Source organism: Bacillus sp. NTK034 (assembly GCF_017303275.1).
Lineage (GTDB): Bacteria > Bacillota > Bacilli > Bacillales > Cytobacillaceae > Cytobacillus.
The window spans coordinates 422,401-445,276 of the sequence record NZ_JAFKOJ010000002.1; the positions used below are offsets into that span (position 1 = coordinate 422,401).

28 protein-coding genes, 1 tRNA gene and 2 pseudogenes are annotated in these 22,876 nt (G+C 39.8%); 10 read left to right on the forward strand and 21 right to left on the reverse strand.

Going from position 1 to position 22,876, the window contains the following annotated elements:
* Positions 1–11: 11 nt before the first annotated feature.
* Entirely contained in the window at positions 12–233 is a 222-nt protein-coding gene (locus JI665_RS08405) for a hypothetical protein (RefSeq protein ID WP_206838678.1), read from the reverse strand.
* A gap of 5 nt (positions 234–238) precedes the next feature.
* Positions 239–424: a helix-turn-helix domain-containing protein gene (locus JI665_RS08410; protein WP_206838681.1), complete on the reverse strand. Its 186-nt coding sequence runs from the start codon at positions 422–424 to the stop codon at positions 239–241.
* A gap of 181 nt (positions 425–605) precedes the next feature.
* Between JI665_RS08410 and JI665_RS08415 the strand changes: the two genes are divergently transcribed.
* From JI665_RS08415 to JI665_RS08420, 3 genes are all read left to right on the forward strand, one after another.
* Positions 606–947, forward strand: a complete 342-nt coding sequence (locus tag JI665_RS08415) for a helix-turn-helix domain-containing protein (RefSeq protein ID WP_206838683.1) — start codon at positions 606–608, stop codon at positions 945–947.
* 164 nt (positions 948–1,111) lie between these two features.
* Complete coding sequence (locus tag JI665_RS28915; protein WP_280516074.1) at positions 1,112–1,240, forward strand: hypothetical protein; 129 nt, start codon at positions 1,112–1,114, stop codon at positions 1,238–1,240.
* A gap of 79 nt (positions 1,241–1,319) precedes the next feature.
* Entirely contained in the window at positions 1,320–2,771 is a 1,452-nt protein-coding gene (locus tag JI665_RS08420; protein WP_206838685.1) for a recombinase family protein, read from the forward strand.
* A gap of 19 nt (positions 2,772–2,790) precedes the next feature.
* Here the strand turns inward: JI665_RS08420 and comGA are convergent.
* Positions 2,791–3,498, reverse strand: a pseudogene (gene comGA / locus JI665_RS08425) (competence type IV pilus ATPase ComGA); the annotation flags it as partial.
* A gap of 147 nt (positions 3,499–3,645) precedes the next feature.
* Between comGA and JI665_RS08430 the strand changes: the two are divergent.
* A tRNA-Gln gene (locus tag JI665_RS08430) sits at positions 3,646–3,717 on the forward strand.
* An 84-nt stretch (positions 3,718–3,801) separates the two neighbouring features.
* On the opposite strand, the pseudogene JI665_RS08435 reads toward JI665_RS08430, so the two are convergent.
* A pseudogene (locus JI665_RS08435) lies at positions 3,802–4,156 on the reverse strand (Spx/MgsR family RNA polymerase-binding regulatory protein).
* Between the two features lie 243 nt (positions 4,157–4,399).
* On the opposite strand from JI665_RS08435, the gene JI665_RS08440 reads away from it, so the two are divergent.
* Positions 4,400–5,098 carry a helix-turn-helix transcriptional regulator gene (locus tag JI665_RS08440; protein WP_206838690.1) on the forward strand — a complete coding sequence of 233 codons (699 nt, stop codon included), beginning with the start codon at positions 4,400–4,402 and terminating at the stop codon, positions 5,096–5,098.
* A 160-nt stretch (positions 5,099–5,258) separates the two neighbouring features.
* Positions 5,259–5,504 (forward strand): DUF2626 domain-containing protein, encoded by a 246-nt coding sequence (locus JI665_RS08445; protein ID WP_009332938.1) that lies wholly within the window; start codon positions 5,259–5,261, stop codon positions 5,502–5,504.
* Positions 5,505–5,549: 45 nt separating this feature from the next.
* Here JI665_RS08445 and JI665_RS08450 read toward each other — a convergent pair whose 3' ends face one another.
* The gene (locus JI665_RS08450) at positions 5,550–6,611 is read right to left on the reverse strand and encodes a class I SAM-dependent methyltransferase (RefSeq protein ID WP_206838692.1); all 1,062 of its coding nucleotides are present in this window, start codon (positions 6,609–6,611) and stop codon (positions 5,550–5,552) included.
* A gap of 202 nt (positions 6,612–6,813) precedes the next feature.
* Positions 6,814–7,449, reverse strand: coding sequence for an MBL fold metallo-hydrolase (locus tag JI665_RS08455; RefSeq protein WP_206838718.1), 636 nt, complete (start codon positions 7,447–7,449; stop codon positions 6,814–6,816).
* Positions 7,450–7,537: 88 nt separating this feature from the next.
* Between JI665_RS08455 and JI665_RS08460 the strand changes: the two genes are divergently transcribed.
* On the forward strand, positions 7,538–8,017 hold the full coding sequence (locus JI665_RS08460; RefSeq protein WP_206838720.1) for a hypothetical protein: 480 nt from the start codon (positions 7,538–7,540) through the stop codon (positions 8,015–8,017).
* 125 nt (positions 8,018–8,142) lie between these two features.
* Positions 8,143–8,316 carry a DUF2759 domain-containing protein gene (locus JI665_RS08465; protein ID WP_009332942.1) on the forward strand — a complete coding sequence of 58 codons (174 nt, stop codon included), beginning with the start codon at positions 8,143–8,145 and terminating at the stop codon, positions 8,314–8,316.
* 54 nt (positions 8,317–8,370) lie between these two features.
* Here the strand turns inward: JI665_RS08465 and JI665_RS08470 are convergent, their stop codons facing one another.
* The 15 genes from JI665_RS08470 to JI665_RS08540 form a co-directional block, all read right to left on the reverse strand.
* The gene (locus JI665_RS08470) at positions 8,371–8,685 is read right to left on the reverse strand and encodes an MTH1187 family thiamine-binding protein (protein WP_206838721.1); all 315 of its coding nucleotides are present in this window, start codon (positions 8,683–8,685) and stop codon (positions 8,371–8,373) included.
* A 16-nt stretch (positions 8,686–8,701) separates the two neighbouring features.
* Positions 8,702–9,865 (reverse strand): hypothetical protein, encoded by a 1,164-nt coding sequence (locus tag JI665_RS08475; protein WP_312886152.1) that lies wholly within the window; start codon positions 9,863–9,865, stop codon positions 8,702–8,704.
* Between the two features lie 225 nt (positions 9,866–10,090).
* On the reverse strand, positions 10,091–11,278 hold the full coding sequence (locus JI665_RS08480; protein WP_206838722.1) for a M14 family metallopeptidase: 1,188 nt from the start codon (positions 11,276–11,278) through the stop codon (positions 10,091–10,093).
* A gap of 173 nt (positions 11,279–11,451) precedes the next feature.
* Positions 11,452–12,414: an ROK family glucokinase gene (locus JI665_RS08485; RefSeq protein WP_206838723.1), complete on the reverse strand. Its 963-nt coding sequence runs from the start codon at positions 12,412–12,414 to the stop codon at positions 11,452–11,454.
* Positions 12,415–12,433: 19 nt separating this feature from the next.
* Positions 12,434–12,634, reverse strand: a complete 201-nt coding sequence (locus JI665_RS08490) for a YqgQ family protein (protein ID WP_206838724.1) — start codon at positions 12,632–12,634, stop codon at positions 12,434–12,436.
* A gap of 159 nt (positions 12,635–12,793) precedes the next feature.
* Positions 12,794–14,281: a spore germination protein gene (locus JI665_RS08495; protein WP_244671127.1), complete on the reverse strand. Its 1,488-nt coding sequence runs from the start codon at positions 14,279–14,281 to the stop codon at positions 12,794–12,796.
* A gap of 148 nt (positions 14,282–14,429) precedes the next feature.
* Positions 14,430–15,950, reverse strand: a complete 1,521-nt coding sequence (locus JI665_RS08500; RefSeq protein ID WP_206838726.1) for a rhomboid family protein — start codon at positions 15,948–15,950, stop codon at positions 14,430–14,432.
* 137 nt (positions 15,951–16,087) lie between these two features.
* Positions 16,088–16,288: a hypothetical protein gene (locus JI665_RS08505; protein ID WP_053434403.1), complete on the reverse strand. Its 201-nt coding sequence runs from the start codon at positions 16,286–16,288 to the stop codon at positions 16,088–16,090.
* Between the two features lie 93 nt (positions 16,289–16,381).
* Complete coding sequence (locus tag JI665_RS08510) at positions 16,382–17,332, reverse strand: L-lactate dehydrogenase (RefSeq protein ID WP_206838729.1); 951 nt, start codon at positions 17,330–17,332, stop codon at positions 16,382–16,384.
* Between the two features lie 51 nt (positions 17,333–17,383).
* The gene (locus JI665_RS08515) at positions 17,384–18,172 is read right to left on the reverse strand and encodes a DUF92 domain-containing protein (RefSeq protein ID WP_206838731.1); all 789 of its coding nucleotides are present in this window, start codon (positions 18,170–18,172) and stop codon (positions 17,384–17,386) included.
* On the reverse strand, positions 18,165–18,740 hold the full coding sequence (locus JI665_RS08520; RefSeq protein ID WP_206839297.1) for a 5-formyltetrahydrofolate cyclo-ligase: 576 nt from the start codon (positions 18,738–18,740) through the stop codon (positions 18,165–18,167). Before JI665_RS08520 ends, JI665_RS08515 begins: the two co-directional genes overlap by 8 nt.
* A gap of 116 nt (positions 18,741–18,856) precedes the next feature.
* On the reverse strand, positions 18,857–19,006 hold the full coding sequence (gene rpmG / locus JI665_RS08525; RefSeq protein ID WP_009332954.1) for a 50S ribosomal protein L33: 150 nt from the start codon (positions 19,004–19,006) through the stop codon (positions 18,857–18,859).
* A gap of 77 nt (positions 19,007–19,083) precedes the next feature.
* Positions 19,084–19,725: a hypothetical protein gene (locus JI665_RS08530; RefSeq protein WP_206838733.1), complete on the reverse strand. Its 642-nt coding sequence runs from the start codon at positions 19,723–19,725 to the stop codon at positions 19,084–19,086.
* Positions 19,726–19,752: 27 nt separating this feature from the next.
* Positions 19,753–20,988, reverse strand: coding sequence for a glycosyltransferase family 4 protein (locus tag JI665_RS08535; protein WP_206838735.1), 1,236 nt, complete (start codon positions 20,986–20,988; stop codon positions 19,753–19,755).
* A complete protein-coding gene (locus tag JI665_RS08540; RefSeq protein WP_244671128.1) occupies positions 20,985–21,623 on the reverse strand; it encodes a DUF4912 domain-containing protein in 639 nt (212 codons plus the stop codon). The genes JI665_RS08535 and JI665_RS08540 overlap by 4 nt, the downstream gene beginning before the upstream one ends.
* 316 nt (positions 21,624–21,939) lie before the next feature.
* On the opposite strand from JI665_RS08540, the gene JI665_RS08545 reads away from it, so the two are divergent.
* On the forward strand, positions 21,940–22,341 hold the full coding sequence (locus JI665_RS08545) for a hypothetical protein (protein ID WP_414635266.1): 402 nt from the start codon (positions 21,940–21,942) through the stop codon (positions 22,339–22,341).
* Positions 22,334–22,822 carry an endolytic transglycosylase MltG gene (locus JI665_RS08550; RefSeq protein ID WP_206838737.1) on the forward strand — a complete coding sequence of 163 codons (489 nt, stop codon included), beginning with the start codon at positions 22,334–22,336 and terminating at the stop codon, positions 22,820–22,822. Before JI665_RS08545 ends, JI665_RS08550 begins: the two co-directional genes overlap by 8 nt.
* Positions 22,823–22,876: the final 54 nt, after the last annotated feature.

Sequence of the window (22,876 nt, forward strand, 5' to 3'; positions counted from 1 at the left end):
GCACTCATCTTTCATCTTTCTTCCCCCTCAATGGTATTGAAGTATTTAGACCAATCATTTGCGAGGATCTCTTTATGCAGCTGTTCGATTATGCCGTTTTCTCTTGTTTGGCGATTAACCTTGGATAAGACGTTTTCTTTAGAAGTTGATAAATCAGTTTTAACGCTTCGTCTGATGGTTGTTTCATTTTTCGTGTCTCCTTCGTTTTTATTTCGTTGACTTATATTCCACACTTTGATTAAAAAAAATCCTTTAAGCTTTTGTTCAGGCCTCTTGCGATCTTTTCTAAGGTTGCCATTCCCGGCCTGATTTTACCGTTTTCAATTTGATTCAAGTAAGAACGGTCAATCCCAATCATATTTGCAAAGTCAGTTTGAGTCATTCCCAGCTGCATCCGGTATAATTTAATCTTTTCTGTTTTCATTGAATCACCACCTTTTTAAGACCTTGTGGATTATTGTTCCACTTGGTGTTGAGATAACTATAACAATTTGTGGAATATTAGTCAACAACATTTTTATAAATTTTTACATTTATTTTTGAGAAATATTTTCAATGAGGATATAATAGTTATCGGAGTCTTTTTCATGGGAGGTGTTATACATATGGAAGAACTAGACATAGAGGTTGGTTTGAAATTAAAAAAGTTAAGAGAAGAAAAAGGATATTCAATGAGAGAAGTTGGAGAGAGAATCGGAATAGATCATAGTTATGTTGGAAAAATCGAAAAAGGAAAAATACCTAGTTTAAACACTTTAAAAAGGCTTTGTAATTTATATGATATTAGTGTTTCTTCATTATTTGGTGACGAGGTGGAAAAGCCCAAACCATTAAAAGATATTGGTGTAGAGTGGATGACATTTATAGATAAGATGGAAAAGCGAGAACTTAGTCCAAAAGAAATAGAAGATATTATGGAGGCACTCAAAGCATTAAAGAAGCTATAAAACAAGTGCCTATTTTTGTCGAATATTGAAATTTTATGTAGAAACTTTCAACAATCTGTTGTGATAATTGTAACATTTTTTCCTATCCATATATGCGAAAATAGTTGTATAATAAGAACAACACAGAACAAGCGTTCGCTTATTCAACTGGAGGTCGTGTAAAAATGGAAGGAAATGTAGTTTACTCGGACAAGGTACCCAAGGGAATGGTAATTGAATTTAATGGTCTTTTAGTTGTTGGTACAAGTGAATCGGACGATGATATAGAAGTTGAACGGAAGAAACCGGCATAAAAGCCGGCTTTTTTTATATACAAAAACTGTTATTGTCGATTATAAGTCCATATTGCATAATGAGTTTGAGGTGATAAAAATGAAAGTGGCAGCATATATACGTGTTTCAACTGAGGAACAGGTAAAAGAGGGATATAGTATATCTGCACAGAAACATAGGTTAGAAGCCTATGCGCTATCCCAGGGATGGGAAGTCGTACAGTTTTATGTGGACGAAGGGATCAGCGCAAAGGATCTGAACAGGCCCGAACTGCAGAGAATGATAAAGAACCTAGAACAAGGCGTTTTTGATTGTGTGTTGGTTTACCGATTAGACCGCCTTACACGTTCTGTATTGGACCTATACCAGCTTCTAAATATCTTTGAGAAGTACAATGTTAAGTTTAAGTCTTCAACGGAAGTATACGACACTACAACGGCTATGGGGCGAATGTTCATAACAATTGTTGCTGCACTTGCTCAATGGGAACGGGAAAACTTAGGTGAACGTGTTCGCATGGGGATGCAGGAGAAAGCCCGTGAAGGAAAGTGGGTTGCCAGTATAGCTCCCTATGGATATGACCGTAATGAAGACGATTTAATCATCAATGAATCAGAAGCAGCAATCGTCCGAAAAATTTACGATATGTATCTCACCGGCAAATATGGCGTAAGCAAATTAGCGTTATTATTAAATGACCAAGGATTAAAAACTAAATCAGGATCCAGTTGGAATCACAACTCTGTAAAGTATGTATTGACTAACCCTATTTATATAGGAACGATGCGTTATAACTACCGTGTAAACAAGGAACAATACTTTGAAATTGATGGTGCAGTACCGGAAATTATTAAAAATGAAGATTTTGAACGTGTACAAGCTATTTTGCATTCACGCACTACCGCTCACCCACGAACAGCCACAAGTAAATTTATTTTCTCTGGTGTCTTAAAGTGTTCAAGGTGTGGAGCTGCAATGTCGGGCAAATACAGCACTTCCAAAAGAGGCGATAAAGTTTACCACTCCTATAATTATATTTGCCACAACAAAAGGTTTGGGGCTTGTGACCAACCTCTTATCAATCAAAATTTCCTAGAAGAACAGTTTGTAAAGCTTATAAAAAATTGGGATGGATCCAAACCAGCAAATGAGGTAGCTAATCAACAAGAAGAAAAGAATGACTCAGAATTAAGGGGGCATCAACTAAATAAGGAATTAGAAGAAATAAACAAGCGAAAATCAAAATGGCAATATGCCTGGGTAAATGAAATAATTACCGATGAAGATTTTAAAAAGAGAATGGATGAAGAAAACCAAAAAGAAAAAGTGCTCCAACAAGAGTTAGAAGCACTTACAAACACTCACTCACATTATACCCAAAACAAAATGGATTTAGAACTTTTTTCAAGTTTAGCTTGGAATTGGGGTGGACTTGAAATAAACGAGAAGAAACAATTTGTGCAGCTAGCCATCAGTAAATTAGTAGTTGATAAAGTGAATAAAGATAAAACGGCTGAATCAGTTAGTATCATTGATTTTGACGTAAATTAACATTGCATGTGCCTATTGGTAATACGAGATGACCTGTGAGCGCTGCTCTAACTGCAATTTTCGCAGTTTCAGCATCCCTGATTTCACCCACCATAATGATATCGGGGTCATGGCGAAGGATTGCCTTCAAGCCTGCGGAATAAGATACGCCCGCTTTCTCATTGACTTGAACTTGAAGGACCAAGTCATTCTCTTTTTCAATCGGATCTTCCAGGGTGATCACATTGCGATGGAACATATGGGAGGTTTCATTCAGCAGAGAATACAATGTTGTGGTCTTTCCGCTTCCGGTTGGGCCTGTGAAAATAATTAATCCATGAGCATGCTTCAGTAATGCAAGCATTTTTCTGGTCATGTCTGGAAAAAGGCTGATTTGAAAAAAAGGAATTTGTTCCTGCTGGGGCAAAATTCTGATAACGAGGCTTTCACTGTGGCTTGATGGGAGGGTTGAAAATCGCAGTCCAATCATTTGTCCATCTACTTCCAGAGAATAGGCACCGCTTTGCGGCCGCCTCTTTTCACCAATGTCCATCGAAGCAGTAAATTTAAAATGAGAAATCAGTCTGTCGCACTCTTCTTTGGGGAGATACAGCCTGGGGGTCAATTGGCTGCCGAACCTCAGCTGAATCAGTGTGTCTTTTTTTCGGGGAATAATGTGGATGTCGGAAGCATGGCTTCTGACTGCGTCTTTAATAATCCTTTCTGCCATTCTTTCAATTAAACTCAACTACTTTTGCACCACCTTTTTCAATTGTTATAGATTATTATTCGACTAATCCCGAGCATTACCTCCATATTCCGGCAATACTTTTTGACGAATTTGTGAATAAATTATTTCATTCTTTTCATACTAAAAGTGTACCAAATGAATCGATGGGCTATAGCCAAGCGGTAAGGCACCGGACTTTGACTCCGTCATGCGCAGGTTCGAATCCTGCTAGCCCAGTAATCATGGAAGGACACCAGATGTTCCTTCCTTTTTCACTTCAAAAAAAGAGAATGCGCATTATATTCGCATTCCTCTTAAAATCTATTTCGCAATCTTCTTAAATGCATCCGGATTATAGCCTATGACAATTTTATCTCCGTTTGTCAGTATCGGCCTCCTCAGCAGTTTTGGCCTTCTTAATTACCATTTGCACCACTTCCGATAAAGATAATTCCTCAAGGTTCTGTTCCAGTTTTTTGAAGGTTTGGCTGCGGGTCGCTAGCAGCTCGTCAAGTCCGCTTGTTGTTAAGGAAAGGATTTTTAGTAATTCTCCTGGTGATGGAGTCTCCCTGAAGAGATGCCTTTCTTCAAAATCAATTGAATGTGCTGTCAGCCATTTTTTTGTCTTTCTGCAGGAAGTACAGCTGGGATATGTGAAAAATGTCAATTGGCTCATACCTCTTCACCTCACAAATTTAGTATTTCCACACTCATTGCACATTATTTGTATAAGTAATGTATACATTATTGTATAAGTAATTAAACTTCATTTGTGAACATTTTCTAAACTTATAGTGATTACAGTGTTAACCTCAATTGACTGTATTATAATGGAAGCAGGCCAGGAAGGCGCCAGCTCAATCATATAAATGACAGCTGATGACCTCGGGAATAATTTACCCTTTTGAGGTGACAATAAATGGAGCAAACATTAAAAATAACTAATGTGTTATCCGATCCAACCCGCTATTATATTTATCAATACATTACGAAAAGACATAAAGATGTGACCGTACAGGAGATTGCAGATAATTTCAGCATTCATCCCAATGTTGCAAGATTGCATTTATCCAAGCTCGAAGATGTCAATATGCTTGTATCTGAAACAAAAAAAACAGGCAAAGGCGGAAGGCCAAGCCGGTTATATCGGTTATCTGATGATGTAATTCAGCTGTATTTTCCTTACAGGGATTATCAGATGCTTGCCAAAATAGCCATGGAGACAATGCTGGAGTTAGGTGAAGAAGGCAGAACGGCACTATATTTGACAGGAAAGAAATTTGGCAGAGAACTGATCCAGCAAGAGCTTAAAAGATTTGCAGGCACAGAAAAACTTACCTTTGACCAGAAATTAAACATCCTAAAGCATGCTGCTGATATGTCAGGCTTTCACCCTGAATTTGATGCAAATGACGAAAAGACCATTATCTATTTCCAAATATATAATTGCCCATTTAAAGAGGTTGCAGCTCGGCACGCAGAGCCTGTGTGCAATATGCATTATGAATATTTGAAGGGTATGTTTGAAAGTTTGTTTGATTCTATTCAGCTGGTGGAAAAGCAAAATATGCTGACTGGGTGTGAAGCATGCTCCTACCATGCAATTGTTGGGAACTAAAGAACACCCTGAAAAAGAACCGGGCAAAAACAAGCTCAAAAAGCATAACGTTTTTTCCTGTTCTTTTCTGGACTATTTTGAAACCATTATTTACTTTTATTGAGCATTTACTTTATAATATTGTAGTGATGGACTTGTAAGGGTAAAAGGAGGGATACATATGGATCGTATGTACAGAGTATTAGGCTTCTGGACGGGAATTTTCGCCGTTATGTTTTACCTTGGCGATATGTATACAACGTCCTTGATTTTCTTCGGCCAAACAGGATTTTTCCTGCTTTTAAGCTACTTAAAGCTTTCCGAACGTATGTATATTTATGTTTTTGGAGCATACTTAACCGTTTTCTTCGTAGGCTTCACTTATTGGTCAACATTTATGATGACTCCTGGCGCGGGCGGCCACTAACAGCCGATATAAAAAAGCGATGAATCCATCGCTTTTTTATTTTTCTCATATTTTCTTTGCCTGAAGTACCAGATGAAATGCTGTACTCATGCCTGAAGGCATAATCAGACTTCTGATTGCCCGGTTTCTTTTGCTGATAGGAGAAAACGGGTTAGGATCATAATGATCTTCAAGATCCTGTAAAATGCCTGCAGACAGCAAAAATTCGTCCTGCCTCATTTTAAATTGGAAATTCAGCCCTTCCTTTTCTCCCATGCGGATCAGGGAATCGAAGTGGATATGGCTGGTTATATCCATCTCTCCTGGGTGCTCCAGTACATTATTGATTAAAGAATGCTTGTAATAACCTCTGAGACTTCCATCCCTTCTCATCGGCTCTTGCCATTCCCCATCTGTATATCCATAATCGGCAGTCAATACAATGCCTTTATCCAGAGCAGCAGACAAGCTCTGGATCATCTGTTCCATCTGCAGAGGAATTTCAATTCTTTGGCCATTGCTAAGTGACAAACCGCTTTCTTCAAGAAATAAGCAAATATCTCCATTTGTTAATGGCACAGCTTTCTCTGCAAGCTCCCCTTCTTTTATGGTTACCATAATTTCATGCAATTGATCATTCCTTTTTTCAACCACATGTACGGGCAAGGCATCAAACAGCTCATTTGAAAAAATCATTCCGCAAAAAGGGGTAATTTCATCCCAGCTAACTATTTGCCTGATATGATCAGAAAATGCAATCTGTTCCTGCTGCAGCTTCCTATGATAGGGGCTTGTTTCAAGAATGCAGTAATGAAGCTCTTCATCAGCAATAAGATTCCATTCATCAATGAAAGCTCTGGCGAAACGCCCATTTCCGCCCCCTATTTCGCAGACCTGAAAAGGCAGCTTATACTCCTTCGCCTTCTGAAAAAACCACTTTGAAATGGTCCTTCCATATATATCAGAAATGTTGCTGCTTGTTATAAAATCTCCTCCAGGCCCAATTTTTGGTGTATTTTTCATATAATAACCATATTCGGAATGATACAGAGCCTGCTGGATATATTCAGCATAGCTGATCATTTGTTGAGGAGTATTTTTTATAAAATTCATAAAAAAATCCCGCATAAGAACTCCCTTTTATAAAAAATTCTAGCTTATTGGATACAGCCAGCTCTTCTGTTTTGATCACTGTTTTCACTATTGACATAGTGTTTTCTCTGTTATATTGTTAGGGTAGTAGCTTAACTATATCCCCTCCCATTTTATATGAATAAAACATCCCCCAGAAAAGCCCTTCTCATTGGAGAAGGGCTTTTCTATTTTTCATTCAGAACCCATTCAGGAATGGATTGGAATCCATTTCCTGTCCAATTGTCGTAACCGGTCCATGTCCGGGCAGTACCTCTGTTTCTTCAGGCAATGTTAAGAGCTTATTATGTATACTTTCAAGAAGCTGCTGATGATTGCCGCCCGGCAGATCTGTGCGTCCGATGCTCCCGCTGAATAACGCATCACCGGCAACCACGAGATCAGCATCTTTAAAATACAGCGAAATACTGCCGGGAGAATGGCCTGGCGTCTCTAGAATTTTCAAATTAAATTCACCTATGCTCAACTCTTGTTCCCCTGTTATAATATGGTCGGCGGTCCTTGCTTTTATAAGCTTGCCTATTTTGAAAAGGTGAGAACCGTTTAAGGCTGGATCTAGAAGCCACGCTGCTTCTTTTTCATGTATGTATACAGGAATAGAAAATGCATCTCGTATTTCGTCTACAGCGCCAATATGATCAAAGTGGGCATGAGTAAGAATTACAGCTAAAGGATTTAGTCCCTTTTGCTCAATAATACCGCTTAGTTTTCTGCTCTCTTCACCCGGATCGAAGATTAAACAATCTTTATTTTTATTTGAAAGAACATAACAGTTTGTTTGCAATGGGCCAAGAGGGATCTGATTCCATTCCATTGCTTACACCTCCCAGTGTTGGATTAATTGTTTATTATTTTACACTATATCAGAATGGAATGCCTTAAATCTGCAAAAGGAGAATAAGATGAAAATCCTTTATGGCGTTGAAGCCAGCTATATTATTCAAGATGTGCCCGAATTCATGGATCTAATAAAAAAAGAGACTGAACTGTTCGATTTTCAGCAGAGCACTTTTCTGTTTGAGCAGATGGCTTATGCAGAATTTACAAGAAGTATACTTGCCGAAGCCGGGCTGTTCGAAGAATTTTTTACCCTCTGTTACATAAAATCTGGTGTAAAGGGAGAAACTTTTGATGACTTTGCCGTAGAAACAGACAGCGGATTCTGCTTGTACACTGAGCTCCTTAGCGCCTTTACTATAACCGGGGGCAGTGCGGAAGATATACGGATGGGTGTCTATCAATTTCAGGAACATTTAGTCTTTACGGCAAAAGAAGAAGAAATGCCATTGGTTTATTTTTCAGAACTTCACTTAAAGGATTTAATAAACGGCATTGCTGAAGCATATGACATACAAGTGTCATTTTTAGACCTCGACAAATAGAAGAAAAAAATATAAAATAAAGGACGAATGTATATACTTGGGTTTTACATAATGGGTATATAACCTGAAGAATGATTTTGATCTGGCTTTTGCCTGCTGATCACGAAATAAAGGGGGCTGTTTTAATGGGACTACCAATCATTTTTGCATTAGTCGCAGTTCTTGCAGCTTTTGGTGCGTTTAGCGCACTGAAAAACAAGAACTTCCTTGGCTTGGTTTTTGCTGTAGGAACACTTGCCGTTTTCGGATGGTTCTCTGTAATGACCATAATTAACAGTGGATATCCTGCTGTTCACTAGGCTTCAATCTTAAAGAAATAAAAGGGCTTCCCTCAATGGGCAGCCCTTTTATTTTTAGCCATTTAACTGACTTTCAACCCTTTGTACCTTTTCTTCCATTTTCCTTTTAACATCATGTCTGTCATCAATGCGAATATTGGTCGCCACCCTCATTAGGCCTTTTTCAAAAGGGACTTCATGCATTGCCTGGATGACCTCAAACAAATCAGGAAGCTCCCCTTCAATAATAGTATTCATGGGTGTCAGCTGAAATCGGATTCTGCCGCTTTCTTCATATTTTTTTAATACACGCTGAATGTCTGCCACATAACTGCTGACACTTGGCGTTTCGGTTCCAATTGGAATGACTGTAACGTCTGCAATAGCCATATTTTTACTCCTTTATCTAACTTGATTTATCATTATGTTCTATTAACCGAAAGACTTCTCTTCTGTCGGTCATTATTAATTCTTCGAGATAAAAACCCGCTAAACAGGCTGTACCATTGGGTGAGCAGCTGAGCGGCGCATTTTCCATATCTTCCAGAAGCACTTCCTTATCTCCTGTTTCACTGTCAACTGATATAAGCTGAAATCCGCCTGCATACATATCACTTTCAGCGCTATACAACGGCTGAAAAGTTATGATTCCCTGAGGAGTCCAGTCATAATACGGTACCAGCCAATCCGAAAACCTTGTCAAATGAGGTATTGAGATTGAAGATAACTTCCTGAAATCATTATCCATAAAAGTATACATAGCCTGGTCTGACTGATCTGCTGGCACAGTGATGGTCATGAACCTGTCTTTGGCCGAATCGAATTGAAAAATGTCTGTCTCAACCTGGGTTTCATTATTTCCTTCAATAGATTGTTTAACCAGCGGTGCAAAAAGTGACGGATTTTCATTGTCCCAATCAAGGAAGAAAAGATGATTTGAATCCCCCCATTTGGCAAAAGGCTCCCTTAAGTTTAATTCTTCTGATGTACCTTTTGCAATGTCGATATGGTAGGAAGTAAAATCCCAGTCTTCAGTAAATGAAGCAATTAATAATGATTCTTCATGATAAGGGTTCCACTCAACAGCGAAGTCAAAGCCTGAAATATTTTTCTCCCAAACAGCTTTCCCATTTGCTTTTATAACGGTTAAAGTTCCTTCATAGGTGCCTGGTGACGTTCGAATCAGAATGTATTTGCCAGCTGGGCTGACCGTTACGGAAGCAATCGGATGTGAACTTTCATAGAGCAGATTTTGATCGCCTGAAAAGAGGTTATAGGAAAAAACCCTGGAAGCTGCTCCCTCATTTACAGTGTAAACAATTTTGTTATCGCTGAGCCAGCCATTTGCTCCCTGAAATTCCCCTTCTTTAATCCGGATAGGCTTAACACTCTTATTTTCAGCATTATCAGGTGGTGCGGACGATTCAGAGATTTCAATTTCTTGATTCTTCTTCTGCTTCATCTCAGCTTTTTCCGGCTTTACACAGCCGGTTATTAAAAATAGTGAAACCATCAGAATAAAAAATAAAAAAAGAAACTTCCCTTGATATGTAGATTGAGTGTTCAACACATCCGCACCTCCTTTTCTCCTTAAATATAAGTACGTAAACAGCATGAAAATGTTTCAAAAATAATAGAATAAATGTGTTTAATAGGAAAAAGCCGTTTTTCCGTCTTCGATTTGGAAAATCGGCTGGTTATCATCGAACTATTGGCTTTGTGAAGTTAGTATGATAGTTATTTTAATGTCTGTTTGATTAAAATACAATATAGAAACATTTTCAAGGTTATTTTTTCACATATAAAGCGATGCAAGAAAAATGCCCAGCACTTCTTCATAAATATCATCATATTGTGACAGGGGCAGCGGATTGATGCCTCTTCCAAGTTCAATTGTGAATCCCGGTCTCCGGAACTCCTGTATGAACCAATCCTTATAACCCGCAAAACTATCAATGAATTGAACTGCCTTATACCCGCTGACACGTTCGAACTCAAGCGCGAGCACCTGTGATTCCGGCGGCTCCAATCCCTCGTATCCCCAATAAAATTCTGCTCCTTGTGTATGGAAGGCAAGCATTCGATCGAATTGATTATCTCTTGCCAGTTCCGCCATTGCGATGGCTTCTGGTTCCGTTAACGGGGCTTCCCCAAGATAATCTCTTGGTGCCGGGGCATTTTGTTCAGTTCTCTCTTTCTCAAAATCCCATTTGGCAGGAAACTGATTATTTAAATCAACACCCCTAATATTAGCCTTCCAGCCTGAAAAATCAGTGCTTCCTCTATTTATAGCTATCACTTCTTCCGAGAGTTCTGGTGGTGGCCCATTTAAGACGAGATCTACTCCATCTGGGTTCACCATTGGAACTATGGAAAGGTCAACGGAATTATATAAAGGCATTGTAGAAATCCCTCTTATCGGCCGGACATTTGTTATGGATAAGAGAAAGCTGTTCAGCAAAGCCATTAATATAGGGGTGGTAATCCATTCGTTTGCATGAAATGATGCATTAATTTGCACTTTCTTATTCCCTTTTCCCAGGCGTATCTCCTGAATTGGCTTCCCAAGGACACTTCGGCCAATTGTATTTACCTTTATAAATGGATAAATATCTGACAGCATGGAAATATCAGCTGTTAAAGCTTTATAGTCATAATTTCTCCTGCCTGATACAATTGGAGATATTACCCTCCTTGGCAGCTTTATGGCTCCACCTGTGGCCAGACTGGTGGGATTAAGGGATTGATTCACCAGGAGAACAGCATCTACAGAAAGGTTTCGGGAAGAACTCAGCTTCCAAAAGGTGTCTCCTGGTCTAACCGTATAATTTTGCAATGTAAAGCCGGGAATATTAATTTCCTGGCCTATCTGCAGCGATGCAGGATTAACACCGGGATTGGAATCAGCAATGAGATTGACTGGCACCATAAAGAGCTGACTGTAATACCATAAGGAGTCTCCGGACCGGACTTTGACTTTCATCTTTATCCCCCTTTCCATCATTTCAATTTTATGAAAAAAAGAAAAAAAAATGACTGTTTACCTGTGTAAATTTGAATTGCAGATATGAAAAAGGATTCCGCAGTGTCTAAAGACTCTCACTGTTTTGAGCAATGAAAAAAGCACCTGCAAGCAATCAGGTACTTTTACTCAATTTATTTATTTTTAGCAAGCCAGGCTGCTCCAATTACGCCGGCATCATTGCCCAAAGTCGCAATATCAATGACTGTAGAATCCCTCACTCCTGGAAACGCAAATTTAACGAAGTTTTCAATAACAGGCTTCAGCAGGACATCCCCTGCTTTAGATACTCCTCCGCCTAATACTATTTTTTCCGGATTTAAGGTATTTGCAATATTTGCCAATGCCAATCCAAGGTGCATAGCTGTTTCATTGACAACCAGAAGAGATGCTTCATCCCCATTCCTTGCCGAATCAAAAACATCTTTTGCGGTGATTAACCCATTTTCCTTATACAAATTGGAAAGAACCCCTTCTCCACCCGATTTTAGGTTTTCAAGAGCCTGCCGGACAATGCCTGTAGCTGATGCTATTGTTTCAAGGCAGCCCGTTTTTCCGCAATTGCATTGAGCTCCGTCAAAAGGAACGGAAGTAATGTGGCCAATTTCACCTGCAGCTCCGCTGACTCCCTGCACAATATCTCCGTTGGCTATTACGCCGCCGCCGACACCTGTGCCAAGTGTTACACATACAAGATCTTTAGCGCCATTTCCGGCTCCCTTCCACATTTCGCCCAGAGCCGCGCAGTTAGCATCATTATCAATGATGACTGGAAGGGATGTTTCCACTTCAAGCAAATCCTTCAGAGGGTAATTATCTTTCCATCCTAAATTAACAGTGTTATATACAACACCTGTTGCCAGATTTACAGGACCTGGAGCCCCCATGCCAATGGCGATGATTTTATCCTTGCTTAAATCCAGTTCCTCCAATTTAAGATCGATGGCTTTAGCTATATTTATCGTAATATTTTTTCCTTCTTCACTATTGTCAGTGGGAATTTCCCATTTATGAATGATTTCCCCATAGTAGTTGATAAAAGCAAGTTTTGTAGTTGTTCCGCCTAAATCTACCCCAACCAGCCATTTTTCTGCCAAACTCCATCACCTTTTCTGTCTATTTTTTCTCTTTAAGATTCTGAATTTCAGTCCGTAAAATCAAGATGCTGCTCTGGTAATCTTTCACATCAATAAGCTGAGAATCATATAGCTCTTTTAATTCTGCAGCCATAAGCTCCAAATCAGCTTCACGATCCCCTATGTAGATGATTGTCCCATATTTCTTAAGAAATTGCTGTATATCATAAATGGTTTTCATTCTGTACCTCTGCCCTATCGATAAGTTTATACCTCAATAAAGTATAATCTAAATTTCCAACCTTCTCAAGATGGACAAGCTCCCGCAAATAAATAAGATTCCTGGGCTAATCTAAAAAACCCCTTCCCGGCACAGCAGCCAGTGAGGGATTTTTTAGATTTAGCGATCTGGATCTTTTGGATGCAGAAAACGCGGCCGCCTGTTCTTCAATGGTATTGGCGATCTGAGCAATACATCCCTGAATGCTCTCAAATTGAAAGGGATGAATGGCCACAGGTATGGCACTCCAAAAGACTTCATTCTTGCCAGCATGATTATCAGCAGCATGATGCCAGCTACATATCCATAAGTATGGAAAATACTTGTTGCAATCAGCAAGGCAATTCTTATCAGCCTGTTGGCCAGGCTCATTTCATAGCTTGGTGTTGAAAATGTTCCAATTGCTGCTATTGCTAAATAAAGAATTACTTCATTAATGAACAATCCAACTTCAACAGCTACCTGTCCAATCATCAGTGCAGCTACCAGTCCGAGTGCAGTGGCCAGCGCGGATGGAGTATGGATCGCGGCCATCCTCAGCATATCCAAACCGAGCTCTATCATAAGGAACTGAATGACTAATGGCAGCTGTCCTGTTTCATTCGGCCCGATATATGATAATGCATCAGGCAGCAGCTGTGGCTGTATTGCAAATAAGTACCATAAAGGCAAAAGAAAAATGGAGGCCCAGACAGCCAAAAATCGGACAAATCGCAAATATGCACCTACAAGGGGCTTATTACGGTATTCCTCAGCATGCTGCAGGTGATGCCAGAAGGTTGTCGGTGTTATGATCACACTGGGCGAACCATCGACGATAATGCATACATGCCCTTCATAAAGATGGGTTGCTGCTGTATCAGGCCTTTCGGTATACCTTACCATCGGGTAGGGATTCCAATGCCGGCCGGAAATGAATTCCTCTATTGATTTTTCGGCCATTGGCAATCCATCAGTGTCAATCTTAGAAATTGATTCCTTTATTTTTTTAACCATTTCAGGATCGGCAATGTCTTCAATATAACTGACAACAATATCTGTTTTAGACCGTCTTCCCACTTGCATATATTCCATGCGAAGTGTCCGGTCTCTTATTCTTCTCCTCGTTAAAGCAGTATTAAAAACAAGTGTTTCTACAAACCCATCCCTTGAACCGCGGACAACACGTTCGATATCAGGCTCCTGCGGGCCTCTTACCGGATATGTACGGGCATCAATGAGAATCACTTCATCGACACCATCCACAACTAAAGCAGTCGGACCAGCCAGCACCATATCCACAACTTTATCCAGATCATCAGTGGTTTCAACCTCTACGTAGGGTATATACGTTTTTATTAACCGGGAAAGTGTATCCCCTTCCAGCTGGCCTGCATCCAATCCAGCAAGCATTTTCATCAGATAGTGCAAAATATCGTCTTTTACAAAGCCATCTACAAGATATAGAGCCATTTCCCTTTCTGCATATTCAACATCCAGCTGAATCACATCAAAGCTTTTTTCAACTCCAAGTGCTTCTTTAAGATATTCTATATTTTCTTTCAGTGAAACCTTTACAGGCTCTTTTCTGACTTTCTCCAAAATCCCCACCTCAGCATTCTGTTCCATTCTTTTCCTTGCATACTATTCAACATCATAGACATGCAAAAAAAAAATCATACCAATGATTGGCATGATTCAATGAAAATCCGCAGGAAATGAAGATTATATTTCCCAGGAAGTAAGCTGAAAATTCAGTATAATACCAGCTGTCTTTCTATTCTATTTGGTTTAAAAGCTTTTGATAATCTTCCTGATCCGGTTTAAGACCAGCTGCTTTTTGAGCATGATATCTTGCTTTTTCCGGGTCTTCTTCATCTAAATAGATCAGTGCAAGATTGTAATGTGCTTCGTGGAAAGCAGCTTCTTCCTTTACTACGTGGAGAAGATGATCTTTCGCATCTTCCAGTTGTCCCACCTTTATTTCCGCATATGATAACAGGAAATAAGCCTCTGGTGAGGCATTCCCTTCATTAACAAAATCAGCAAGCATTGATCGAGCCTTTTCAAACTCTTCAGCATTAATATGCTCCTGGGCCATCACCATTGCAGTCTGTTCATTTAAAAGCCTTCCTGGTTCATTGAAACCATATTTCAACAATCCAGCAGCCAGACAGAGTGATGCTGCTAAAAACAGGAACTGAAGCAATGGCCGCTTCTTCCTGGGAAAATGCACAATTCCAGTAGCAAGAAATCCGCCAATCAGCCCGCCGATATGGCCAGCGTTATCAATCCCCGGAATGGTAAATCCAAATGCAAGGTTTATGCCCAATACCACAAGTATATTAAATCCCATTGTCCGGAAGAAAAGACTAGGATAAATGAGCCCAAAATATAAAAGTGCTCCGAAACAGCCAAAAATAGCTCCGCTTGCTCCAGCTGAAAGGGTAGGGCTAAAAATGAAACTGGCTAAAGTTCCGCCAAAACCAGCAGCCAAATAAATAACTAGGAACCTTAGATTTCCATACACGCGTTCCACTGCCGAACCAAGATAAAATAAGGCAAGTGTATTCATTAATAAATGGAGCAGTCCGATATGAAGAACAATCGGGGTCAAAAACCTCCACCATTCCCCATCAAGAATTAATGGGTTAAATTTAGCCCCATACTTAATTAATGTCGATGTATCTGTGCTCCCGCCCATTGCTTCCAAAACTAAAAAAACAGCAACTTGAATAAAAATGAATATATACGTAAAAAATGGCTTCCCAAAATTAAACATTTCCTTTTCTTTCTTTGCTGTTTTCACAGCTTTAGAAAGAGCAGCATGCTTCAGAGCTTCAACATCCATTTCCGCATAATTTCCGGACAGTAGGGTTAATGGCTTTTCGAAAATGGCCTCAACCTCACTTAGGCTATCCGGTTTGCCGGACTCAATGATTAGGGTTTGGACAGAGGCTTTCGCATTTTCAGGCATGAAGGGTTCTGTAATGCGGAATTCATAGTCATCGACAGGCAGGTACTTTGTGACATAGATATTTAATACTGGCAGCTCCCTTTTACCAAGCTGCTTCCTGACAGATTCTGCTTTTTGGGAAGTAACTTCGATATCCCGCTGCATCCAATTGCTCCAGTCAAGATTATATTTTAGGAGCCTGATTGCCTTTATCGTTTTATGCTCCATCTTTTCTAGCCATAATTCATCCTGATCTCCAGATAGCTGAATCATTCTGTACCCCTGATCAGATATGAAATAATCCGCAATTTTCCAAAATAAATAATCCTCTTGAACGGCCAATTCTTCCCCCACTCTCTATACGTTTCAATGATTACAATACTTTATTTAACTATAGGCAAAAAAGAAACCTTTTGTAAAAGAAAAAGCACCTGAATATTTATCCAAAATAAAAAGACCATTACGGTCTTTTTACTTCTTTATTGCCGCCCTTCCGAGGGCCCAGAAGAGAAAACAGAGCTCATCATCCTGTCGCGGACAAGCGGAAAACTCATTACTGAAGTGACTAGCAGTTTCCGCAAAAAGACATTCCCAAAAATAACATTAATCAATCGATAACGGTTATGATAGGCAAAATAAGTGCCAAGACCTATCATAAATATGGATAGTAATCGAGACATTAAAAATCCCTCCTCTTCCTTATTGTGAGAAGAGGAAATAATTTTTATCCATGCTTCATAACAAAATAAAATTCGCCTCCCAATGCAAGCTGGCTAATCCTTCCTTATTGGTTCCAGCGTTTTCTTGAGAACATTTACTGATTGGGTAAACTGATCCTTTTCTTCGCTGTTTAAGTCAAGTTCAACAATGGCGCGAATGCCATTTCTATTGACTATAGCAGGTACCCCAATGTAAACATCATCATGGCCATACTCTCCATCTAAGTAAGCTGACACCGTAAGGACCGAATTTTCGTTCTGAAGGATTGCTTTCGTCAGCCTGACCAGACCCATGGCTATTCCATAATAAGTGGCCCCTTTTCGCTCAATAATCTGATAAGCCACATCTCTGACATTAAGGAATATCGACTTAAGATCGTCCTTCCTAAAATTCTCTTCTTTTCCTATCCAGTCATCAATGTTTTTCCCTGCAATATCAGCATGGCTCCATACAGGCAATTTAGTATCTCCGTGTTCACCTATAATATATGCATGAACATTACGAGTATCGACTTTGAAATACTCTCCGAGCAGAAACCTGAATCTGGCCGTATCCAGTATCGTTCCGGATCCAATTACTCTTTCTTTTGGCAGTCCGGAGAATTTCCAGACTGCATAGGTCAGAATATCTACTGGATTTGTCGCAACCAGGAAAATGCCATCAAAACCGCTGTCCATGACATGATTCACAATGCCTTTAAAGATTTTCGCATTTTTTTCCACAAGATCCAAACGTGTCTCCCCAGGCTTTTGATTAGCTCCAGCAGTTATGACAACCAAATCAGCCTCTTTGCAATCTGAATAACCTCCAAACCAGATCGATGTTGGCGAAGGGGCAAATGGCATGCCATGATTTAAGTCCATAGCATCTCCTTCAGATTTATCCTTATTTAAATCGGTTAGAACCAATTCCTCTGTAACACCCTGATTTAATAGTGCAAAGGCATAGCTTGAGCCTACAAAGCCAGTTCCAATCAGCACGACTCTGTTCACCCGAATTTTCATAACAACTCTCCTTTTCACTTTAAGGTAAGGAACAGCAGCAGCTCAGTCCGTCTATATCAATAGAATAAATAGAAGCAATCCCAACGAGGCTGAAGCTAAACCCGAACAAAAATTAACAAAGTCATTATCTGCAAAACGCCTTCCTTTTACCAATAAGGCCGGCTGTCCGCAATGTTCGGTTTTTTCAACATTTTCATTGCACACCAGGCACTTGTATTCAGCCTGAAAAAAAGCCCCCAATATGGAATCAATCAGATTTCCCGCAAATCCAAAGATCCCAATCAGCATAACCTCATAAAGTGAAACGCTGAACAGCATAAATGAAAGAAGTGCAATAGCAAAAGAACCTGACAAAGCTGCAATTGTGCCCAGAATGCTGACAGCACCTGAAGTTCCCGTCTCTACTGGCTTCCAGGTCCTCAACGAAATGGGGGATTTTTGACTTAATGAACCAATTTCTGATGCCCAGGTGTCCGAATTCGCTGCAGCCAGGCCAATTAGAAATGCTATTAGCCAAACCGGTGATGGATTCAGGAGATAGAGTATGCTGGAAATAGCTGCTATTCCTCCATTTGCTGCCACCTGCTGCCAATCCCTCCTTGACCCTTTTGCATGCTTATTTTCGAATGTCTCTTTTCTATGGCTTTTAAATTTTGACCAAAAGCTTGAGCTCGCAAAGAAGAACCCCAGTACAAGGAGACCGTAAAAACCAAATCCCCATCCTGTTGCCGCACCTACAATGAATGCGGCTATACTGCCTGAAAAGGTCAGTAATCGGAAATAATATCCAGCTAGAGCTGTGATCAATATAAAAATAATAATTACAATAGATTCAAGCATTGCCGGATGCCCAAACCTGCTGATCGGTAATAATCATTTCCACCGGCTTGTCATGGTTTTCTACTGGAAAGCCGTTTAAAATCTGCAGTTCAAAAGCCAGTGAGACGGTTCTTCCTTTATAGTGCTCGAGAAAACGATCATAATAGCCTCCCCCAAACCCCAGGCGAAAGCCGTTTTTCATGTATGCGAGCCCGGGAACAATTAAGGTTTCGATTTCCTCACTGCGAACTTCATCTGTCTTTTCTGGACTTGGTTCCCATAATCCATAGTACACAGACTCCAATTCCCTGAAGCTTTTCAGTTCACGGAACACCATTTGCTTTGTGTGGGGAATGCATTTCGGGACAGCAACCCTTTTTCCATCTTCCCATGCTTTTCTGATAATCTGCCACGTATCCGCTTCAGGCGGCTTTGAAACCGTTATTCCTATCGTTTTAGCTTGAAGCCATAAAGGACTGCTATAAAGGCTGCGGGCAATTTCATAGGATAGCTGTTCAAACTCAGGCTTGCTCAATTCCTTCATTCTATTCAGCATTTGCTTTCTAAGCGCCTTTTTATCCATTTCCATATCATACCCTCCAACAGAAGATGACATATGCAAATCCCCTCAATAATTTATCCAAAAAAGGGAAGTATACCCATAAAAAAAGTCAACAAAAAAAGCAGTAGGAATGATCCTACCGCTTATTTTGTTTCACGATGTGTAGTCGAACGCTTATCTCTTGGGCAATATTTTTTAAGCTCAAGACGATCTGGATTATTTCGTTTATTTTTTTTAGAAATATAGTTACGATCTCCACATTCTGTGCAAGCTAACGTAATGTTTACACGCATGTAATTTCCCTCCAAACTATGTTCAAACTAGTTCGTTCATACGACTTTTCTATAATATCACTTTTTAATTCGAAATGCTAGTACGTTTTTTTAAAAGTACCCTCTTTAACCCTGCCTATTAGCAGGTTGTTATACTGAAGGATTTCTGATTTGCTGTCTCCGTTAATAATCCATGATTCTCCTTCTATTGTCCCTCTGCCATTGAATGCTGCTTTAAGGGAGAAGACGCTTATGGCATTCCCCTGGACCATCGGATGATATTTTAAAGTTCCTTTCTTTCTGCAGTTCCAAATTTGGTCACTGTATACATTCCAGTATGGCTGAATCGTACACTCTTCCATTTTTTTGCCGTTTAGCTGGCCATTAACCAAAAACAGCTTGGAATCAGCCAAATGAAAGATGACATTTTCTGCGGGAGAAATGAACGAGAGATGTTCACGGGAAGAATAATCATGTCTGTGCTGCAATAAGAGCTTAATCATTCTGGGCTCGTCCACATGGTTTGTGATATAGCTTTTAAAATATGAAATTTTGGAGTGGATTTTTTCTGTCTTAATTTGAACAGAAATATTTTCATCAGGAAATATCTCTTTACTGCCATTCTCCATCCAGTAAGTCTTCCCGTCTATCCATAAACCCGGAATCATTTTCAATTTCCCGATCGGCGCTTTCTCCATTTCTTCATAAACATCAGATTGAATCCAATTTAATGTATTCATCTTCATGCACCTTTTTCTATAATTTTTTTAAACAAAGTCTTCTAGCTTTTGGCTGATTAGGGTTTCTTGGAATACTCTTTTGGTTTCCTCCGCAATGCGTCCCCAGCTGAATAGGCTTTCTGCGACCTTTTGACCTTGTCTGCCAATTGTAAGGGCTGCTTTTGGATCTTCAAGGAGAGCGGTAGCCTGCTCTGTGAAACTGCCAGGTTCTCCCGGTGTCATGAACAGTCCCGAATATCCATGTTTTATTATCCCCTTTAACCCGCCAGTGTTAGATACTATCGCCGGTTTCCCGGCAATCATTGCTTCGAGTGCAACAATGCCAAATGGCTCATAATAACTTGGAAAAACAGCGAACTCACACTTCAGAAAGAGAGCTACTCTTTGCATATCATTAATAAAACCCGGAAAATGAATTACATCGTCAACATTCAGTTCTTTCGCTTTTTTTCTATGTGCTTCAAGCATAGGCCCTTTGCCGGCTATAATGAAATAAGTATCCGGGTACTTTTCTTTTATAATAGGCGCTGCTTCGATCAAGGTATCAAACCCTTTTTCCCTGACCATCCGCCCAATAGAAAATATCAGTCTGCCGCCTTTTTTTACCTGCAGCCCCTCCAATAAAGAGTCAACGTCTTCAAGAAGGGGTTCCTTGCTGATTCCGTTTGCAATAACAGACATTTTTTCGTTTTCAATAGCAAATTGCTGGAGTACTTCTTCCTTCATATATTCACTGCAGACAATAACCTGATCTGATCCGAGTATCAGCTGCTCTTCTTTTCTATGGATAAACTTCTGCAATTCTGTGTAAATCCCATTATTCCTTCCATATTCGGTTGCATGTATAGTCGTAATTAAAGGACACTGTAAACTCTCCTTTAATGACAGGCCGCATGCACCCACAAGCCAGTCATGTGCGTGGATGAGCTCAAAGTGGTGGAAGGATGACAGTTCATTGGCTTTTTGCTCCATCGCCAAATTCAATCCTAAAATCCAATGCAAAAAGTTAGGATCTTTTTCATTAAGCGGCTTAACTCGATGTATATAGATACCGTCTTTACGTTCATTGCTGGAAAGATTTCCTGGATTAGCTGTCAGAATATGGACCTCATAATCATGTTTCAATCCTCCGGCGAGTCCATGGACATGTCTTGATAAGCCACCGACAACATGGGGAGGATATTCCCACGTAAGAAGAAGAATCTTAGGTAAGCCTTTATGGCAGCTTTTTTTATTTGGCTCAGCAGTTACCGTTTCTATCATTCTTTACCTTCTCCTTCACTCATTGATTCATAATAAGTGTATGTACTCACATTCACTGTCCATTCAGCAGGCTGCTTCTCAGCATCGCCTTTTCCGGATGATTGATAAATCATTTCCTCAGAAGTATGAATTGCTTCTGAGCGCAGCAAAGGAAAGAAATGAGATTCTGTCAATTTTATGCCAAGCTCCACACAATACACTTTACTAGGTTTGAGCCCTTTGAAGATCCACTCTGATTGATGGGACAGAATTACTTCATGATCAGAGACCGCATTTGCGCCATCAAAAATGATCCCCGTAACATCATAGATTCTTAAAGATTTTCTCATGGAAGAGACAGGCTCGTCCAAGTAAAGTGAAGCCATCTTCTCTTTATGACTAGATAATTTCCATATTACTTTTACCTTATCAGCTCTTAAGCGTGTTAATATCAATTGATCTTTCATTTGTTTAGGAAGTGCATTTTCTTCAGCGGTTATTTTATTCCCGGCAGAGTCCACGCTGTTGCGTTTTTCTTTATTTTGGATAAGTTTGGTCCATTGGTATTGCACTTTTCCTACTGTTGTATCAAGCTCAATGGCAATTTTGCGAAATGAAAGCCCCCTGCGGCGAAGCTTAATAATTTCATCGATCATACCCGGCACCTCTTGTATTTATTTTCATAAGCCACTAAAAAAGGTATATATATGACAAAAAGCAAAATTTTATGACTATTTATATAGCTCAATGTTATCACTGATATGGATAGGCTACAATGAACGGAAATTGTCGCTTCTTGCGAATGCACATGCCTGCTTGAATAATAAATAAGAAAAAATTTTTCAAAGTTTGCCGGGATGCTTTTTCGACAGAGCTTCAGCGACAAAAAGCTATAATTTTCACCTGCTTGTGGATTACATATCGAAATTTGTCAATTTTGATGGTAAAATATTTCTGTTCAATGAATATGAGGTGACTTTTTTGGAATCAATCATGCTGGCATTAGTGATCATATCTATAGGGCTATTTGTTCTTTCAGTGTTCTTGAAAGATCCTTATAAAGAGCTGCGCGAAGAAATGGACCAAATGTCCATGCAGCAGATTCAGGAAATGTATCAGATTAAAAAGAAATTAAAAGTATTGGAAGAAGAACTGCTGGTGGCTGACGACCCCTTTATTCAGCACGTTCCTGCAGAGTCTTCTGCTCATTCCTCAGTGAAAAGGGAAGTTCATGAAATTATAAAAAATCAGGTGATGCTGCTTACCAGGCAAGGATTGTCAGTTGAGCAGATTGCCAGACAATCATCACTCTCTCCTGATGAAGTAAGGACTATTCAAACAGAAATGAAATTTAGAGGTCATGGATATGAATAAAAGAAATACCCGGGCATTTGCATTTGGCATCCTTATGGCTGTCATAGCCTTCGGCATAGCCTATTTTTTCATTAAACCGAATCAGTCTGAAAATAGAAAAATAGATGAAGACAGCGCGAAAGAATTTCTTCAGGCGAACGGCTATACTGTTTTAACAGACAAAGAATATACTCTACTTCAGCAGCGGACTAAATCCGAAGATCCAGCAAATGAAAATACGGAAGAAAAAGAAGAACCTTCTGAGGAAGATACGGAGTTGGAAGAAGGCTCACAGGCTGCCTATCAGCTTACAATTGAGAGCGGCATGACACCTGGGGAAATCGCAGCACAGCTTGAAAAGGGAAATGTAGTCGATCAGGCAGCAGACTTCGGCAATTACCTTGAAGAATACGGGTACAGCAAAAAAATACAGCTGGGCACATTTGAGCTGACCCCTGACATGAGCTATAAAGAAATCGCTAAAGTCATAACAAAAAGCTAAAAGGAGCTGAATCCTTTTAGCTTTTTTCCTTCTGCGCTAGCGAGGCATGACGCT

What these genes read in the sequence shown, in the direction of transcription:
- JI665_RS08505 (WP_053434403.1), bottom strand. Translation starts at nt 16,288, where the DNA reads ATGTCTCGATTACTATCCATATTTATGATAGGTCTTGGCACTTATTTT.
- JI665_RS08495 (WP_244671127.1), bottom strand. Translation starts at nt 14,281, where the DNA reads ATGGAACAGAATGCTGAGGTGGGGATTTTGGAGAAAGTCAGAAAAGAG.
- JI665_RS08515 (WP_206838731.1), bottom strand. Translation starts at nt 18,172, where the DNA reads ATGCTTGAATCTATTGTAATTATTATTTTTATATTGATCACAGCTCTA.
- JI665_RS08440 (WP_206838690.1), top strand. Translation starts at nt 4,400, where the DNA reads ATGGAGCAAACATTAAAAATAACTAATGTGTTATCCGATCCAACCCGC.
- JI665_RS08415 (WP_206838683.1), top strand. Translation starts at nt 606, where the DNA reads ATGGAAGAACTAGACATAGAGGTTGGTTTGAAATTAAAAAAGTTAAGA.
- JI665_RS08455 (WP_206838718.1), bottom strand. Translation starts at nt 7,449, where the DNA reads ATGGAATGGAATCAGATCCCTCTTGGCCCATTGCAAACAAACTGTTAT.
- JI665_RS08470 (WP_206838721.1), bottom strand. Translation starts at nt 8,685, where the DNA reads ATGGCTATTGCAGACGTTACAGTCATTCCAATTGGAACCGAAACGCCA.
- JI665_RS08520 (WP_206839297.1), bottom strand. Translation starts at nt 18,740, where the DNA reads ATGGAAATGGATAAAAAGGCGCTTAGAAAGCAAATGCTGAATAGAATG.
- JI665_RS08480 (WP_206838722.1), bottom strand. Translation starts at nt 11,278, where the DNA reads ATGAAAGTCAAAGTCCGGTCCGGAGACTCCTTATGGTATTACAGTCAG.
- JI665_RS08540 (WP_244671128.1), bottom strand. Translation starts at nt 21,623, where the DNA reads ATGATCGATGAAATTATTAAGCTTCGCCGCAGGGGGCTTTCATTTCGC.
- JI665_RS08490 (WP_206838724.1), bottom strand. Translation starts at nt 12,634, where the DNA reads ATGAAAACCATTTATGATATACAGCAATTTCTTAAGAAATATGGGACA.
- JI665_RS08535 (WP_206838735.1), bottom strand. Translation starts at nt 20,988, where the DNA reads ATGATAGAAACGGTAACTGCTGAGCCAAATAAAAAAAGCTGCCATAAA.
- rpmG (WP_009332954.1), bottom strand. Translation starts at nt 19,006, where the DNA reads ATGCGTGTAAACATTACGTTAGCTTGCACAGAATGTGGAGATCGTAAC.
- JI665_RS08420 (WP_206838685.1), top strand. Translation starts at nt 1,320, where the DNA reads ATGAAAGTGGCAGCATATATACGTGTTTCAACTGAGGAACAGGTAAAA.
- JI665_RS08445 (WP_009332938.1), top strand. Translation starts at nt 5,259, where the DNA reads ATGGATCGTATGTACAGAGTATTAGGCTTCTGGACGGGAATTTTCGCC.
- JI665_RS08530 (WP_206838733.1), bottom strand. Translation starts at nt 19,725, where the DNA reads ATGAATACATTAAATTGGATTCAATCTGATGTTTATGAAGAAATGGAG.
- JI665_RS08550 (WP_206838737.1), top strand. Translation starts at nt 22,334, where the DNA reads ATGAATAAAAGAAATACCCGGGCATTTGCATTTGGCATCCTTATGGCT.
- JI665_RS08450 (WP_206838692.1), bottom strand. Translation starts at nt 6,611, where the DNA reads ATGCGGGATTTTTTTATGAATTTTATAAAAAATACTCCTCAACAAATG.
- JI665_RS28915 (WP_280516074.1), top strand. Translation starts at nt 1,112, where the DNA reads ATGGAAGGAAATGTAGTTTACTCGGACAAGGTACCCAAGGGAATGGTA.
- JI665_RS08460 (WP_206838720.1), top strand. Translation starts at nt 7,538, where the DNA reads ATGAAAATCCTTTATGGCGTTGAAGCCAGCTATATTATTCAAGATGTG.
- JI665_RS08410 (WP_206838681.1), bottom strand. Translation starts at nt 424, where the DNA reads ATGAAAACAGAAAAGATTAAATTATACCGGATGCAGCTGGGAATGACT.
- JI665_RS08510 (WP_206838729.1), bottom strand. Translation starts at nt 17,332, where the DNA reads ATGAAAATTCGGGTGAACAGAGTCGTGCTGATTGGAACTGGCTTTGTA.
- JI665_RS08465 (WP_009332942.1), top strand. Translation starts at nt 8,143, where the DNA reads ATGGGACTACCAATCATTTTTGCATTAGTCGCAGTTCTTGCAGCTTTT.